The 17,843-nt window shown below is 34.7% G+C and carries 8 protein-coding genes; 4 read left to right on the top strand and 4 right to left on the bottom strand.

Annotation, left to right across the window (positions count from 1 at the left end; genetic code table 11):
• Positions 1–15: 15 nt before the first annotated feature.
• Complete coding sequence (locus ACZMIG_RS09930) at positions 16–1,671, bottom strand: glycogen/starch synthase (protein WP_487889488.1); 1,656 nt, start codon at positions 1,669–1,671, stop codon at positions 16–18.
• Positions 1,672–1,964: 293 nt separating this feature from the next.
• Here ACZMIG_RS09930 and ACZMIG_RS09935 point away from each other — a divergent pair, with 293 nt between their 5' ends.
• From ACZMIG_RS09935 to cdd, 3 genes are all read left to right on the top strand, one after another.
• Entirely contained in the window at positions 1,965–4,520 is a 2,556-nt protein-coding gene (locus ACZMIG_RS09935; protein ID WP_487889489.1) for an ATP-dependent Clp protease ATP-binding subunit, read from the top strand.
• Between the two features lie 865 nt (positions 4,521–5,385).
• The gene (locus tag ACZMIG_RS09940) at positions 5,386–6,732 is read left to right on the top strand and encodes a right-handed parallel beta-helix repeat-containing protein (RefSeq protein ID WP_487889490.1); all 1,347 of its coding nucleotides are present in this window, start codon (positions 5,386–5,388) and stop codon (positions 6,730–6,732) included.
• Between the two features lie 14 nt (positions 6,733–6,746).
• Positions 6,747–7,226, top strand: coding sequence for a cytidine deaminase (gene cdd / locus ACZMIG_RS09945; RefSeq protein ID WP_302330497.1), 480 nt, complete (start codon positions 6,747–6,749; stop codon positions 7,224–7,226).
• A gap of 108 nt (positions 7,227–7,334) precedes the next feature.
• On the opposite strand, the gene ACZMIG_RS09950 is transcribed toward cdd, so the two are convergent.
• Genes ACZMIG_RS09950 through ACZMIG_RS09960 form a run of 3 tightly spaced genes read right to left on the bottom strand, consistent with a single transcriptional unit; the run spans position 7,335 to position 15,566 of the window.
• Complete coding sequence (locus ACZMIG_RS09950) at positions 7,335–10,193, bottom strand: PD-(D/E)XK nuclease family protein (protein WP_288948953.1); 2,859 nt, start codon at positions 10,191–10,193, stop codon at positions 7,335–7,337.
• A gap of 50 nt (positions 10,194–10,243) precedes the next feature.
• Complete coding sequence (locus ACZMIG_RS09955; protein ID WP_418874009.1) at positions 10,244–13,504, bottom strand: UvrD-helicase domain-containing protein; 3,261 nt, start codon at positions 13,502–13,504, stop codon at positions 10,244–10,246.
• Positions 13,505–13,520: 16 nt separating this feature from the next.
• Positions 13,521–15,566: a DUF5686 family protein gene (locus ACZMIG_RS09960; protein WP_288172445.1), complete on the bottom strand. Its 2,046-nt coding sequence runs from the start codon at positions 15,564–15,566 to the stop codon at positions 13,521–13,523.
• Between the two features lie 297 nt (positions 15,567–15,863).
• Between ACZMIG_RS09960 and ACZMIG_RS09965 the strand changes: the two genes are divergently transcribed.
• Positions 15,864–17,537 carry an AMP-binding protein gene (locus ACZMIG_RS09965; RefSeq protein ID WP_487889491.1) on the top strand — a complete coding sequence of 558 codons (1,674 nt, stop codon included), beginning with the start codon at positions 15,864–15,866 and terminating at the stop codon, positions 17,535–17,537.
• Positions 17,538–17,843: the final 306 nt, after the last annotated feature.

Below are 17,843 nucleotides of genomic sequence, written 5' to 3' on the forward strand. Positions count from 1 at the left end.
AATTTACAAATTGATTTAATGCTTTCTTGCTTCTGCTCGTCTGAGCGCAAAGTCATATGCTTGGTAATAGTATTTTATAAAATTGCTCCATAATGCTTTTTTAGACAGCTTTTCTGCATTGTTTCTGGCTTTCTTAATCTCGCTGTCGGACATATTGGAGAATTCTACAATTGTATCTTTTATCTTATCAGCAACTTCAGAATAATTGTAATCTGTACGGTGAATAACTTTTACGCCGTCAGTAATTTCTCCATATCTTCCAAATTCGGCATTTGCCCAAAGTCCAAAGCCTGCTAAATCAGATGTTATGCATGGAACCTTAAATGCAATTGCCTCCAATGGAGTGTATCCCCAGGGTTCGTAGTATGAAGGATAAACGCAAAGGTCGTTTCCTAATACGAGGTCGTAATATTTCATGTTGAAGATACCATCGTTGCCATTAAGATAACAAGGCAGGAATATCAATTTTACTTTGTCGTCATACCTGTTTTGCATGTCTAAGAATTTCAACATTCCTAATACATTGTCCTGACTCATATTTTGAAGCCAGTGTGTTATCATTGGTACTGGTAATGGCTCGTTGTATTTCTTTTGTGACTTAATACGTTCTTTTAAGTCTTCGCGAGGTTCACCAACCCATCCGGGAACTTCGATGAATGCAAGTATTTTTTTGTTCAGACGGTTATCTCTAAGCAACCTGTTCATTGCTTCTATGTATACATCAACTCCTTTGTTCCTGAACTCATATCGTCCGCTAGTTGATACAATGAGTGTGTCGTCGTCTAAGTCTGTTCCGAGTAACGCATTCGCAATGTTTAGAACATGTTTGCGGGCAATATTCCTTTTTCTGGTAAACTCTGCGCCTTTTGGTACAAAATCATTCTCAAAGCCATTGGGCAAGATAACGTCTACAGGCTTATCCAGAAGTTCTTTACATTCATTTGCAGTAATTTCACTTACAGTGGTAAAGCAGTCTGTGTATTTAGCAGTTTGTTTCTCAATTGAATGTTTGCTTTGCATGTTAAGCTCGTTAGCCATTTGATCACCATTATAGGCGAACAAATAATCATATAACGGCTTATTGTTTCCTGCAATACTTCTTCCTATACTCGTGGCATGAGTGGTGAATATTGTTGCAATTTGTGGTATCTTGTAGCTTAAGTACAGAAGTCCTAACCCGGTCATCCATTCATTTGCATGATATATGACCCTTTGAGAATCGTCAAGATAAAAATTATAGAAACTTTCAACTACCTTGGCAGCTGCATATGAGAACATAGACGCTTCGTCATAATCACCATAGGCATGTAGACTGTCTACCTGAAAATGTTCCCATGTCCATGTATAAATATTGTTTTTATCTGTATAATATTGATTGAAGTTTACCAATATTGCAATAGGTTGTCCTGGTATATTCCATCTTCCAATTTTAATAACAAGACCTTCTTTGTTGGCTTGTTCATGCCATTCAGAAAACAGTTTGTTGTCTTCTATGAAATAAGGATTATCGTTAATAAAAACATCAGGACCGATAAAAATAATTTTGTCTTTCAGAAGATTCTGTAGGGTTTTTGCTCTTGTTGAAAGAACTGTATATATACCTCCGACCTTATTGCAAACTTCCCAACTAGATTCAAAAATATAATCAGGTGTTAATAATTTTGTTGCCATAATTCTTTTGTAATATGGGCGCAAAGTTAATAAAAAATCATACAAAAACAAATTTTGTATTATGTATTTTTAAGAAATGAGAGATTTTATTGATTTATGATTATTTTATTAATAACTATTTAAAATGATTGCAAAATAGTTATTGTTAAATATTAAAGAGGATATATGTTTTTTATTTTGAATGCTAAAATCTGCGCGCTTATAATTAAAAATGAAATATGGCATAATATTTGTTTGTGATAAAATGTTTATCTTTGCATCGTAAAATTATTGTAAATAAGAATATATATAAAATGACCAGTCAATTTTCACCAAAAGTGTCTCAAATTCTAGCGTTTAGCAGAGAAGAGGCAGCCAGGTTAGCCAGCAGGTCTGTTGGTCCGGAGCATTTGCTGCTTGGTATACTTCGTGACAAGACGGGCCCTGTGCATGAATTATTTTTGAATTTAGATATAAACTATCAGTCAATAAAAACCGAGTTGGAACAGAAGGTGCGTGAAGATGATTTTATGCAACCTTTAAATACTCGTGAGCTTGTGTTGAATGAAAAGGCCAGTAATATTTTAAAACTTGCTGTTTTGGAGGCCCGTATTCAGTCTATGCAAATGGTTGATGAACAGCATTTATTGTTGGCGATTTTACATGATCATGCAAATAATGGAGCAAAAGAGGTGTTAGAGTCTAATAATATGAGTTATGAAGATGCGTTAACCTATTTTCAGAATAAATCAGGTTATATGACAAATGATGGGATTGACATGCCTGATAAGGATGAAGATGAGGACGGCATGCTTAGTATTAATGGCGGTAATTCACAGAAATCAAATCCGCAGAGTACTGCAACTGGTGTACATAGAAGCCAAGGAAAAACGCCAGTGCTAGATAACTTTGGAACCGATTTGACGAAATGTGTATCGGAAGGAAAACTAGATCCTGTTGTAGGCCGGGAGCGTGAGATTCAGCGCGTTGTAGAAATCTTGTGTCGTAGAAAGAAGAACAATCCAATCTTGATTGGAGAACCTGGTGTAGGTAAAAGTGCAATAGTTGAAGGTCTGGCTCAGCTTATTAACAAGCATCATACATCACCAGTCCTATTCAATAAGCGTATAATTAGTCTTGATATGACTGCTATTGTTGCAGGCACAAAGTATCGTGGACAATTTGAGGAACGTATACGCGCACTGATTAAGGAAATTGAGCAGAATCCTGACGTCGTTATTTTTATAGATGAGATACATACGCTTATAGGAGCCGGTTCTACTCCGGGTTCAATGGATGCCGCCAATATATTGAAACCGGCATTAGCACGTGGCACTATTCAGTGTATTGGAGCAACGACATTAGGTGAATATCGTAATTCAATCGAGAAGGACGGAGCTTTGGAACGAAGGTTTCAGAAGGTTATTGTGGAACCGACAACGTCTGATGAAACAATAACCATCTTGAATAATATAAAAGAGCGTTACGAGAATCACCATCATGTTTCTTATACTAACGATGCCATATTGGCGTGTGTCAAATTGACAGAAAGGTATGTAACAGACAGGTTCTTTCCTGATAAGGCTATTGATGTTCTTGATGAGGTGGGTGCACGTGTGCATCTGCGGCACACACAAATGCCTCCTGAGATAAGTGAAAAGGAAAAAGAAATTAATTTTATCAAAGGGAAGAAGCAGGCTGCGGTAAGAAATCAGAACTTTGAGCTGGCTGCAAGTTACAGGGATAAGCAGACAGAATTGGAAGCTGAACTTTCTGAACTTCAGGAAAAATGGGCAAATAATGAGATTGGCACTCGAGATGAAATAACAGAGAATGATGTTACAGAGGTAGTGTCAATGATAACAGGTGTGCCTGTACAACGGATGGCTGAGGCCGAAAGCGCAAGGCTCAAAAATATGGCTAATGATTTGAAAGCTGTTGTAGTTGCTCAAGATAAGGCTATCGAAAAGATGGTTAAGGCTATACAGCGTAACAGGGTTGGTCTGAAAGAGAAAAATCATCCGATAGGAGCGTTTATGTTTTTGGGACCAACGGGTGTCGGTAAGACATATTTGGCGAAGAAACTGGCTGAGCATATGTTTGGCAGTTCTGATGCGTTGATCCGTGTTGATATGAGTGAATACAGTGAGAGCTTTAATACGTCTCGATTAGTTGGCGCTCCTCCGGGATATGTAGGATACGAAGAAGGCGGGCAGCTTACAGAGAAAGTAAGACGTCATCCATATTCAATTGTATTGCTTGATGAGATTGAGAAGGCACACGGCAATGTGTTCAATATGTTATTGCAGGTTCTTGATGAAGGACGTCTGACAGACGGTAACGGCCGCTTGATAGATTTCCGTAATACGGTGATAATCATGACAAGTAATGCTGGAACTCGTCAATTAAAAGAATTTGGACGCGGTATAGGTTTCAATGCAGGTGGCTTTAGCAGTGAAAACATCAATGAAACCGACAAAGAATATGCTAGAAGCATAATACAAAAAAGTTTGAGTAAGCAGTTTAGTCCTGAATTCTTGAATCGTCTTGATGAGATTATAACATTTGACCAGTTGGATCTTGAGGCTATAAAAAGAATTATAGACATAGAGTTAAAGGGGCTTGTCGGCAGAATCAAGGAACTTGGCTGTAACATAAAGATTTCAAATGCTGCAAAAGAGTTTGTCGCCTCAAAAGGCTATGATGTGCAATTTGGCGCAAGACCTTTGAAACGAGCAATACAGAACTATATTGAGGATGGGCTTTGTGAATTGATATTGGATGGAAAATTAAAAGATAATGACGTTATCTTAATAGATAAAAATCCAGATAAAGATAGCCTGTCGTTTAAGATAGAAGTAACAGATTGATTTCTTTGTAATTTAAATATTATTTAATATAGGGGCAAGTCATTTTCATGATGTTGCCCCTATATCGTTATGTATAGAGAGAACTTCTTTGTTATTGATGGCTTGTTTAGGCTGGGTTATATAATGGTGCATTTTCATTAATGCATTGTCGTCTTTATTTTGAATGTGTGTCGGGCATATAATTTGATTTATAAATTTAGATGTATACTTAATCTTTATTTGTCTAATACTTTTTCTAGTTGTAAAAATTATAACAAATAAAGTTGATTTCGTATTAAAAAGGATTATTTCGGCTTGTATATATCCGTTTTGTTAATATAAATACGCGTATGCCTTTCAAATTATTAGTGATTGAGTTTTTGCCCATAAATCAGTTGTTTTTAATCCAAAAGTCATTTGTTTAATGGGTGTATTTCATTGGTTTCTTTCGAAGAAAAGGCAGAATTGTTTTTTTAATGTTTTTTATTTGAAGATGTATAGCGAAGCATAAATGGTAATATACAGATTTGCGTTTGTCATAAATAATGAATTGCATATAGAAAAACATAACTCTGTTACTGCTGTATTTGTCATTTCAAGTCGTATATTTTTATTCGGTGAACCCTGTAATAGGCACATTGATAATGTTGAATAAGTAAAAACAAGGATTTATTGTTATTTTGTGAAATAATGTTCTATAAGGAATGAAATAATTTCTTTCAAATTAAGTGCAATATAATATTTCAAACATCGTTATATAATCATGAAGATAAAAAATATTATTTCACTAATAAGTTTTCTTTGTCTGTTTGTGTCGTGTACAGACGATGATTCTTTTTCATTGTCAAAATCTGACATATTGACATTTTCAACTGATACGATAAGTATGGATACCATTTTTTCAACGGTTCCAACTTCTACACGTACGTTTTGGGTTTATAATAAGGCTGGCGACGGGATACGATGTACAAAGGTTAGATTAGCTCGTGGAAACCAGACTGGATTTAGAATAAATGTTGACGGAGAATACCTTAGCCCGACGTCAGGGTATCAAATTTCTGACGTAGAGATCCGTAAAAATGACAGTATAAGGGTATTTGTTGAATTAACATCTCCGGAAAACGGAAAGCAGGAGCCTCAACTGCTCGAGGATGAGCTTGTTTTCCTTTTGGAAAGTGGGGTAGAGCAGAAGGTTGCTTTAAACGCTTATACGTGGGATGCCAATTTACTGAAGAATGTGTATGTGCAAAATGACACTACTATCGGAACAGACTCTAAACCGACTGTAATTTATGGTGGACTGACGGTTGACAGCTGTGCTACATTGAATATAGCAGCCGGAACAACTTTGTATTTTCATGGTGATGCCGGAATTAATATATATGGCCGTATGATATCTGAAGGTACGGCAGATAGAAATATTGTGCTTCGTGGTGACAGACTGGATAACATGTTTGACTATCTTCCTTACGATAATGTCAGCGGTCAGTGGCAGGGAATCCGTTTCTATGGTTCTTCTTACGATAATAAAATCTGCTATACAGACATTCATAGCACATTTAATGGTATTGTTTGTGACTCTTCTGATGTATCGAAGGTTAAACTTCAATTACTTAATAGTACAGTTCATAATTGTCAGGGATATGGCGTTAAATCTGAAAATTGTTCAATAGAGATACGTAACAGCCAAATAACCAATACCTTAAATGATTGTGTGGCAATATTTGGCGGCAGTGCAATAATACAACAATGTACATTGGCACAGTTTTATCCATTTGACTCTAATCGCGGAGCTGCTCTGTATTATTCTAATTTTCAGGGTGAACGTTATATGCCGTTGTTAAAGATGGATTGTCTGAATAGTATTGTTACTGGCTATGCAAACGATGTAATAATTGGTGCGAAGATGGATGATGAAACGAAAGTGTTTAATTATAGATTTGTGAACTCATTATTGCGTACACCAGAAGTTACGGACGATGAGAACATAATTAATGTGACTTTCGAGAATGTTGAGGACACTTCTGCTGTATCAGGAGAAGAAAACTTTGTTTTAGTTGATATAGACAAACAGAGGTATGACTTTCATCTGAACGAAAAATCTCCGGCTATAAACACTGCTGCGATAGAATATTCCTTGCCTGAAGACCGTGACGGAAGACAAAGAGATGAACTCCCGGATGTTGGTTGCTATGAATATTTTAAAGATCCGACAAACAACGAAAATGAATAAATATAAACGTAGACATGGAAAAAATCATTATAAAATCGGAATTAAGTCTGTTAAAATTTGAAGAACTTGATGATATGTCAAAAGCATTGGTAAAAAATGCTATTGAAGCTACAGACAAATCATATTCACCTTATTCCCACTTTAAGGTGGGGGCTGCGTTGAGGCTTGAGGATGGTACTATCGTGATTGGGGCCAATCAGGAAAATGCAGCATTTCCCGTTACTATGTGTGCTGAACGTGCTGCGATATTTAATGCTCAGTCTAATCATCCAGAGTTGGCGATAACAGCCATTGCAATCGCTGCAAAAAATATAGAAGGACTGGTTAAAACTCCTGTTTCGCCTTGTGGTTCTTGCCGGCAAGTAATATTAGAAATGGAGCAAAGATACCAACGTAACATAAAGATATTACTTTGTGGAATAGATGGCATTTATGTTATTGACAGCATAAAAGATTTGTTGCCATTGTCATTTGTTGATGAATCTATGCACTAAGTTTATTGATATAGTAACTCAAAAATATCCCAGATGACAGTTTAACGTATATGTCGTCTGGGATATTTGTAATAGTATTCGTTTTTTGAAGTATCTTCATGTAGAATTTTAGCAGTTGCACAAGCGTGCATACGGACAGTTTTCACATGTTTTTCTTTCTGTTGTAGGCTTAAATGGAGTAGCAATGTCAAATATTTCAGACAATATAGACTTGACATTCTCCAAAAAATCCGGCAGATATTCAGATATATCGTTAATCTTATTCTTGTTTATTGATATTATCGGATTATATCCTTCTTCTGAAGAGTGCTGTATAAAAAGCAGTGCAGGACTTACAGGCAAACTGCTGCTGTTATATTTCTTATTGCCTCTTACTATTAACGAATATAGCATTATTTGCAGATAATAGTCTGCGTGTATCTCTGTATTTAGCGGACGTATGAATATGTCGTCCAATGATTTCGCATCTTTTAGATTACTGCTTCCTGTCTTATAGTCAACAATTCTTATTTTTTCTGTATTATTTTCTTTATCAACAATTTTGTCCATTCTGTCTATGCGTCCGCCTATGCATATCTTACGTTCGTCACCATTTGCAACAAATTTAATATCCTCATAGACGTCATTTTCAATCCCAATGATAGTAAATGGTGCCAATGCTGAGTCAATTTCAATTAATCTTTTCAGATACCTTATTATTACTTCTCGATTAATCAGCTGCAGACCATTATAAAACGATTTGTTATTGTTGTCATTATATTCTTGCTTAAAGTATATCTCAGTAAAGGCCTCATCAACAATCCTTCCAATTAACGATTTGTCTTCCAATGCTTTATTAATGGTTTCTTTTGTAATGATGTGGTTTTCTGCGTTAAGATATTTCCGGTATAATATTTCTGCAGCTCCATGGAATATATTACCAAACATCCTGTTGTCCATTTCGTCACTTTCATCAAGTTCTTTAATCTGGGCAATATTGTAAAAGTAAAATTGCAGTGGACAACGCATATATCTGTTTATTGATGTCGGTGAAATAAATTTCATCGAGTTTAATATATTGACAATGGTTTCATCCTTGGCAATTATATTAGGCTTTGAATATACCAGCTGTTGATCTGTTTTTAGGGATATGCGCTTGATGTCAAAGTTACCGTCTGTCATAAGTTGAAGCATAAATCGGCTCATTTCACCTGTGTGTCCGTCTTCTGTTGAGTTGTTGTATACAATTGTAACGTCAGAGGCTCTCTGTATCAAATTGTAGAAATAATATGCATAAATGGCTACTTTGTTATCTACCGTTGTCAGTTCGTATGCCTTTCTTATCGAATAAGGTATAAAGGACGAGTCCGTTATGCCTTTTGGCATATTTCCCTCATTACATGAGAGAATCAGTACATGCTCAAAATCCAGATTTCTGGTTTCAAGTATACCCATAACTTGGATGCCTTCTGCTGGCTCACCATGAAATGGAATAGAGGTTGAGTTGATCAGTTGCACGATAAGCTTTTGCAATGTTATTACGTCCACATCAAGGTCGCCTGACTTGACCAGTTCATTTAATCTATTGCATAATGTGTACATCCTGAATATCGACTCTTGAAACAATGGGTCTTTGTCTGTATTGCCCATATTTATGGCAACTCGTTTCAAGATGTCCATAAGCCATTGCATCAAATCGTTATTGTTATTCTGTAGCTCAAACAGATGTTTTGTAAATTCATCTTTGTCAAGAATCTGAAATGTTGGATAATAAATGTTCTTTTCTTTTAGTTCATTCAATAGGTCCGAGCATTTTTCTGATATATATTGTGCATAAGGATGCGACAAAATCTGAGCTACATAATGAAGCTGATATCTGTTTTTGTTGTGTGAATAGCCTTTTAATTTAAGATCGAGTAGCTGTAGAACAAACGATGAAACTGGTGTCTGAAAAAGTGGATAGCCAGAAGTAATGTTTACGCATTCAACTTCTTTGGGTATGCAGTGTATGATTGTTGGTAAAAGAGACTCGTCGCATAAAACTATTGCAGTATTTTTACCATCTTTATATCTTTCTTCTTCTTTCAACCAGTCACTTACGTATCTTGCCTGAATGTTTTCAGTGGATGCGTTAGCATATATAATTCTTTTGCCTGCAGACAAGTTATTATAGATACTTTTGTCAGACGAGTTAAGCTCATTAGGAAAGTCTTTAAGGTATTTTTCAATATAGTGACCGGCTTCGTTTTTATTTGGCGGCATATAAAACGAATCAAAGTCCCAATAAAAACCAGCTCTATTTTTTTTCTGTAAATTTGAGAATATTTTTTGCTCAACCTTTTGAACCATATTAAATCCGACAAACAGATATTTGTCATATTTATAATCAATATCCTGTTGGGCAACTTCTCTATACAGCATTCCTTCGTATGCAATATTTTGTTCACGGAGTCTTGCTTTGTAGTTGTTATATATATCCTCGAAATGTCCCCATAATTTTAAGAAGCGTTTTTTCAGTTCAGATTCATTGTCTGTCGTGAAATTGCTGAAAAATTTATGCAGAATCTCTTTTTGTTCATCTGTAAGATATGAAATGTCGTCTAATTCATGGATGTCTTTAATGTTCTTGAATACATTTGAGGCATCAGCCATATTCTTGTCTATGTCGTCAAAATCAGCCAATAGCAATTGTCCCCATCCATAAAAATGATCTAGCGATTCGTCTATTTGGGTGCATTCAGTAAAACTTTTATGTATCTCGCATATAAGTTTTATTGGATCTCCAATTAACAGCGATGAATGCTGACGAAAAAAGTCGCTGATAGTAATATATGCCGGTGACCATAAAGGACGGCCGGCTTTTATGGCAAGCTGTTCGTTCAAGAATATTGATGCACGTTTATTAGGAAACACAACTGCTATGTTTGACAAATTAGTGCCATATTTATTTACGATGTCTTCTGCTACGTATTCTAAAAATTTCTTCATGTTACTTCCGTTGTATTAGTTACAAATGATGAGAGTGATTGCGAAATGTATTATTCCACCTTGTTGACCTTGTTTGAATAAACAAACCACAGATATCCTTCAACATTTTGATATCCCATTGATTTTAGAAGAGACATATATTGTTTTACTTGATTTATATATTCATTACAAGGTTTGCCAAATTTAAAGTCAATAACTTTCATTCTGGTGCCGTCTGTAATTACTCTATCTGGCCGCCTTTCAATAACTTTGTTAGTATTTTTGTCGTATTCAAGAATGCTACATTCGTTAAATACTGTCCAACGTGAGTCAAACCAGTCAGCTACTTGTTTATCAGATAAACGTTTTGCTAGCATACTCCGCATTTTATCTGCCGTTATATCATCATCATAAAGTACACCATCGAATTCGAATTGTTTTAACACATTGTCTATATCATCGGTAGTACGAATCATTGAAAACAATTTGTGTAATACACTACCCATTTTTATATAACGTTCGTGTTCGTTCTCTTCGTTTTCAGATTTTATAAAATCATTACTTTTATTACTTTGTCTGAAATTAGCCACATAGTTTGATGTTTTCATATTTACTTTATATGGCAAAGTTTGTTGTATAAAAACATTTTCTGTTTTTACAGACTTTGTCTCTTCATCACGGCAAAGTTCTCCATACTCAAATATAGTTGGCTCATTTTCCTGTTCAATCCCGGAAATAGAAGCCCCGGGTAATATCTCTGCCAATCCTTTTATGTTATCGTTTAATATCTCAGATCTGTTCCTTATACTTTTGGAAGAATTGTTTTTCTTTCCTATAACAAACAGGTTCTTACATGCTCTTGTAAATGCAACATATAGCAAGTTGAGATTATCTACAGTGTTTTGTAAATATTCGTTTTTATAATCATCAACATATATTGTATTGAGCAATTTTTTGTTATAGTCTACAGGAACTATCGGCAATTTGTCAAATGGCTGATATTTCGGATTGCACCATAACGTGGTGTTTCTGTTTTCCAGAGTCCAATCGCAGAATGGAATAATTACATTATCATATTCCAGACCTTTGCTCTTATGAATACTTATAAGTCTTATACCGTTAATTTCATCACATTGAATTGTTTTTGAATGTATGTTCTCATTCCACTCATTGATGAATTTATCAATATTGCCTGAATTGTTATTTATAAAATCAGAGACCTGATCATAAAAAGCGCATATATAAGCACCTTGTTCATGCATCTTTTCAAGCTCAAAAGTGGAATATATAAATTCAATAATGTCAAACAATGGCTTTTTGATGAGTTGTTGCATATTGTCAATATAGCTTGACGGTAAAAAAGAATCAGCATTGTCAGTTTCTGACACGAAGCTTGTGAGAATTTTACTTACATTCAGATCTTTTTTCAATATTGTATTTTGATATATAACAGCCAAATTAGCTTTTGACATTATGTCGTCGGGATGTACGAGTAATTGTAAGGCAAGCATAATTGTATTAACAGCACTTGATGCATCTAGCCTGAAGGCTTCATCGCTTATAAAAGTCAGGTCGGGTCTTTTTTCCATGAAATAGTCTGCAACAATTGGTATCAACTTATTGTATCTAAATAATATTGCAGTTTTATTCAACGGCATACCTGATTGTATTATCTCATCTATGCTGCTTTCAATATATTCTAACGTCGTATCATTATAATTTTCATTCGGTAGCAGTGTTAATCTTACATATCCGGCTTGGGCTTTTCCTTGTCTTGCATTCTGTTTAACATCTCCATACGCAGTTTTGATTTCATTGGCACTGCTGTCAAGTCCGATTTCTTGGCCACGTGTGTATTCATATTGTGCAGCTAAAGTGAAAAAAGCATTATTGAAATCAATGATGTTTTTTTCAGATCTGTAATTTGTTTGAAGTGAACACACGTCCACCTGCTCCTTTGAAGACGGAAATTGCTCCTTGATATTATTAAGTAAGCGCCAGTCTCCTGCACGCCATCTGTATATACTTTGTTTGACATCTCCGACAATGAGGTTGTTGACGGTGTCATTATCATTTGAGCCATGACTCATACATTCTTTAAGCAGGACTTTAAAATTTTGCCATTGAACAGAACTGGTGTCTTGAAATTCATCTATCATTATGTGTTCAAGTTGGCATCCGGCTTTTTCAAATATGAACGGAGAATCATTGTCTTTGATGAGTGAATGAAGCAGGTACTGAGTGTCACTTAGCAGGAATCTGTTGGCATCTTCATTTAATTCTCTTACTTTACTCTCAATTTTATTTAGAAGGCGTAATTTACTAAGGTGTTTCAGAGTAACCTCAACTGTTGCATAAAGCTTCCATTGTTTTGAGCGTTCTGTTTCAGCTTCATGTAGCAGTTTCATTAAGCTTTCATTTACTAATGATATAATAGTATTCCGGTCTGGACTAGTCTTGGTCGTCCAGCTTTCAGCACTGTCAAGGCATTTTTTCAAGGTGTTGTTAACACATTTATCATCACTGAAATCATCTGTTTTAAGTTTTTTGAAATAACTGCATATGCCTTTGCCTTTTGATGCAAATGATGTATTAGGGTCTAATCCGGCCTTGGTTGTTTCATTTATAAACAGGTCTGCATATGCTGCCATGCATTTTTTAGCATTACTACGGATTTCTTTTAGTTCCTTAATATATATATCAAAAAAATTATTCTCTGTGATTATCTTATTTAGATTGTCGCTGATTGACTTGTAGTAATCTTGAAAAATGTTTTTTCCAAATGATTTAATCTGACCAATAACATTCCAACCTTTGTTTTCATCGATGTTGGTAAAAATGTAATTTATAAGCCATTGTAATAATTGGCTTGTTGTCGTCAGTGAGTCTATAAGTTGATCTATTGCTTCTTCTTCTACCTGAGAATCATTTAAGCCGATTTTTAGGTTTGCTGTTAAATCTAATTCGCGTGCTAGATTACGTAATACAGACTGAAAGAAAGAGTCTATCGTCTCAACTCTGAAATAGTTGTAATTATGAACGAGGCTATTTAAGGCTATTCCGGCTTGTCGGCTTGCTTGTTCTTCGCTTATATTTAGTTTTCCTGTTATTTCCTTCATGTAAAGATGCGAATCAGGAAGCATTTTCCATATTCCATATAACTGGCTTAATATTCGCATTTTCATTTCTTCTGTAGCCTTATTGGTAAAGGTTACAGCAAGAATGTTCTTAAAACTCATAGGATTCTTAATCAGGAGTTTTATATATTCAACGGCAAGGGTGAATGTTTTACCGCTTCCGGCGCTAGCTTTATATACTGTTAATTGTTTCATGTTAAAATATTAATTGTTACCAGTCTCTAAACAACTCAAATCCGAATCTACATCCGATACCTTCAAAATCAGCATTTCGAGTCGCTAAAAATAAGCCCATAGAAAAAAATCTGTTTGTGAACCCATATCCACATTCTATATATGGATGTAGATGCTCAACAAAGAGTGTGTTTACATATATACGTTCTATCTCCATCAGTCGCCCTACATATGGTATTCGGGACAATAGCATTAATGGCGATTCGTATGTTGCATTTGTTCGCACATAATATTCCGAAGCATTATACCAATTGCTGTTTAATAATTGAAATTCACCTGTCCAATCGTCATTCCATCCTCCAGGAATATTCTCTTCTCTGAAATTTGTATAGTCTAAGAAATATGATGTTCTACTTTTGGATGTATAAAATCCACTGCCAACTCTAAGAGAAATAGCTTTCAGAGAATGAAATTGTTTTTTCCATGAAGCATCGAACTCAAAGCGTTCATATTCCATATCTGAGTTAAATACATTTTTTACTCCTCTTTCGTAGTCAGTCGTAAATATAGGTCCGTTCCATCCGTATGGCCGGAATTGTATTTGTAATGATGGAGCAAACGAATAATATTCTGTAGGCCTTTTTGCTTGCTCAAATCCTGTTTTATCAACGGCAGAGCGTTTGTGATATATTATACCAGGTTGTATGCTCCATTTATCCGATAAGTCATAATTTGCTTTGAATTTAAAGTAGAAATCTTTAAAATAATCTAAATTCATGTTGTCCCAATTGATGGAATCAAGTGTCTCATTTTTTATTTGGTCTACTATACTGGAGTTGGTAATTCTATTTCCATTACCAATTTCAAATTCTGTATATCCGTTTCTTCTCTTATTGTATGTAAAACGGATAGGCATTCTGAAATATAGCTGATGCTGTTTAAACGAATATCCTGAATTAAAAGATAAAGAAATATCTTTATTTAAAGAAAAATTATAACTGCCGTTGATTTTTAATTTGTATGTTATACCCTTTCGCCCGCTGTAACTTAATTCCAATGGATTTAAAATTGGAGATATTCTAAAAGCGCCCTGGTTGTTGGTTCCAAAGTTACCTTTTGTGCGATTGATAATGTGATCACCTAAAACATCCCATAAAACTTGGTCCCAACGTTTGTTTTCTTTGACATTCTGGATTGTATCAGTTGTGTTATTATAGCCATATTTGATATAAGCATCTTTAAAGTGGATAGGCAGCGTGTCTGGCCTTATTTCTTCCATTAATTTGATGTCGTGTGAATTTATTATTGAATCGGGTAGGGTGATAGGATTATCATAAACCGAATGATAAGATGCATGAATTTTATTTCCTATAAAATGAAATACGGCGTCAATATCGCATTTCTTAGGTAGTAATGAGTATATGCCATATTTGCCCATTAATACGTCTATATGAAACTTCACCATATCGTATTCGCCCATAAATTGCATTCGTATAATTCTACCTGTAGTTCTTTCGACAATTGCAGAACCACTTATCATTTGTGTATTGTGGAGTTTGGGCCTGAAAACAATTTCAGAACGATTATCTGTTAAACTTGTAATATCGTATTTGTATAGCTTTGTATTATATGTATTAAATGGAGAAAGAATTTGATTGTCTAATATTGTTACATCATAAATATTCGGCATCAGATATTTCAGCAATGTAGTCATTGCATTTTTATGATGGGGTATGGTTCCAATATTTAATTGGCGTGTCGCTTCAGAAATGTAATTGTCTTTAATATATATATTGCTGTATGTTTCCCCTACATATTCTCGCCTTCCTCTTGATATCGCATACATGGAAGGTATAGCCATCAATGTTATATTTCTTTTATCTGTTTTAAAATAATATCTTAAATAGACATTTGTGTGGATTCCTTTTACTTCTTCTGATACACTTTGTTTGTATTTCAGAACTCGTTGAAGTATTAGCGAGTCTGATGTCGTTTCAGCTTTTGTTCTGTACGGTATAAGACAGAAGACTAAAAGAGATGTTAATATGATTCTTTTAATAATTTCCACTTTGCAAATATACATGTTTTTTTTCAAATCGAGTTATTTCTATATATTATATACTTTTAAATAGGCAATGCCTGTTTTGCCTGTTGTTCAGATTGTTGTCTATTGTAAACATTTGATTTATTTATAGCCTAATAGACGTTGATTGTATGAATTTGATATTAGATAATAGATGTATCTTTGAAAATTACAATATTTATCTTATCAAGATAGATTTATTGATAACTGTAATTAACTTTACAGAAAAATTGCACAAATAATTTTGAAATGTGCAAGTAATGATTTATCTTTGCACAAATTTATTATTTTTGTGCAATGGAAAAAATACCAAGTTTTAATTCGTTTATAGAAAAAAGCATTATTGATAATTGGGATTTAGATGCTTTAACTGATTATCAAGGTGTAACACTTCAATATAAAGATGTTGCAAGAAAAATTGAAAAGTTGCATATAATGTTTGAAAATAGCGGTGTTGTAAAAGGTGACAAAATTGCCATCTGTGGCCGTAATAGTGCAAACTGGGCTGTAGCCTTTATTGCAACACTTACGTATGGAGCTGTTGCTGTTCCTGTTTTGCATGAATTTACACCGGAGCAAGTTTATAATATAGTAAATCATAGTGAAGCAAAACTGCTGTTTGTCGGAGATGTTGTTGCTACAACTATAGATGCAACAAAAATGCCAAGTCTTGAAGGTATAATATATATACCTGATTATTCATTGGTTGTTTCGCGCACAGACAAGTTGACATATGCACGAGAGCATCTAAATGAGTTGTTTGGTAGGAAATATCCTAAGGCATTTAGAAAAAATCATATACATTATTATATTGAACAAAGTCCTGATGAACTTGCTTTGATTAATTACACAAGTGGAACAACGGGTTTCTCGAAGGGTGTTATGTTGCCGTATAGGGCATTATGGGGAAATTTGGATTTCGCAATGAATGCTTTAGGAAAAAATATTTCCAGAGGTTCAAACACTGTAAGTATTTTGCCTATGGCGCATATGTATGGAATGGCTTTTGAGTTTTTGTTTGAATTTTGTCATGGATGCCATATATTCTTCTTGACACGTGTACCTAGTCCTGCGATTATTGCACAAGCATTTAAGGATATAAAACCGGCAATAATTATTGCTGTTCCCTTAGTTGTTGAGAAGATAATAAGAAAAAGAGTCTTTCCTAAGATTCAAAATAATAAGATGCGCTTATTGCTCAACATGCCGGTTATAAGTAAAAAAGTTAAGCAGAGAATATGCGAAGAGGTTTATAATGCCTTTGGTGGTAACCTGTATGAAATAATTGTTGGAGGAGCTGCGTTTAATCAGGAAGTAGAGTCTTTCCTGAAGAGTATAGACTTTCCGATTACCGTTGGTTATGGGGCAACAGAATGTGCTCCGATTATAACATATTCCGATTATCATGATTTTGTCCCGATGTCGTGTGGTAAGGCTGTGATACATATGGAAGTTAAAATTGATAGTCCAGACCCATATAATGTTCCTGGTGAGATTTTGGCCCGTGGAACAAATGTTATGTTAGGATATTATAAAAATGAAGAAGCAACTCACCTGGCTTTGGACTCAGATGGCTGGTATCATACAGGTGATTTAGGCTTAATAGATGCAGACGGTAATGTTTTTATTAAGGGTAGAAGCAAGAATATGCTTTTGGGGGCAAATGGTCAAAATATTTATCCCGAGGAAATCGAGGATAAGCTAAATAGTATGGCAATGGTTGTGGAAAGTCTCGTGATACAGAAAGACGACAAACTTGTTGCATTGGTATATCCTGATTATGAGGAAGCAAGAAATTTAGGCTTTTCGAAAGATGATTTGCAGAATATTATGGAACAGAATATGGCTGAATTGAATCAAGTAATGCCATCTTATTGCAAGATTTCCAAGATAAGACTTCAAGATGAAGAATTTGAAAAGACACCTAAAAAGAGTATAAAAAGATATCTCTATAAAGATATTGATATTTAGAATTTACTTTTCTGAATACGGTTCCTGTATTCATTAATATTGAGATATAAATATTCATCAAGAAAGACGTTGATAACAAATTTGTTATTCAGCCTCTTTCTTGCTTTTTTATAGTAGACTTTATGCTTTTTCTGTTGCAATAAAGAAATTTCTACTGCCCCGCTTCTATGAATGTTCGGTTGATGTATCTCATGTTTGTATTTAAAGGCTCACCCGATAAATAGTGGGGAAAGAAAAAAAATCTTATCTTTGCATCATGGAAAATTCAATGTTAGAGTCTTTGGTAAGCTTCATGCTGCCATCCAA

This window comes from Xylanibacter sp. (assembly GCF_057607445.1).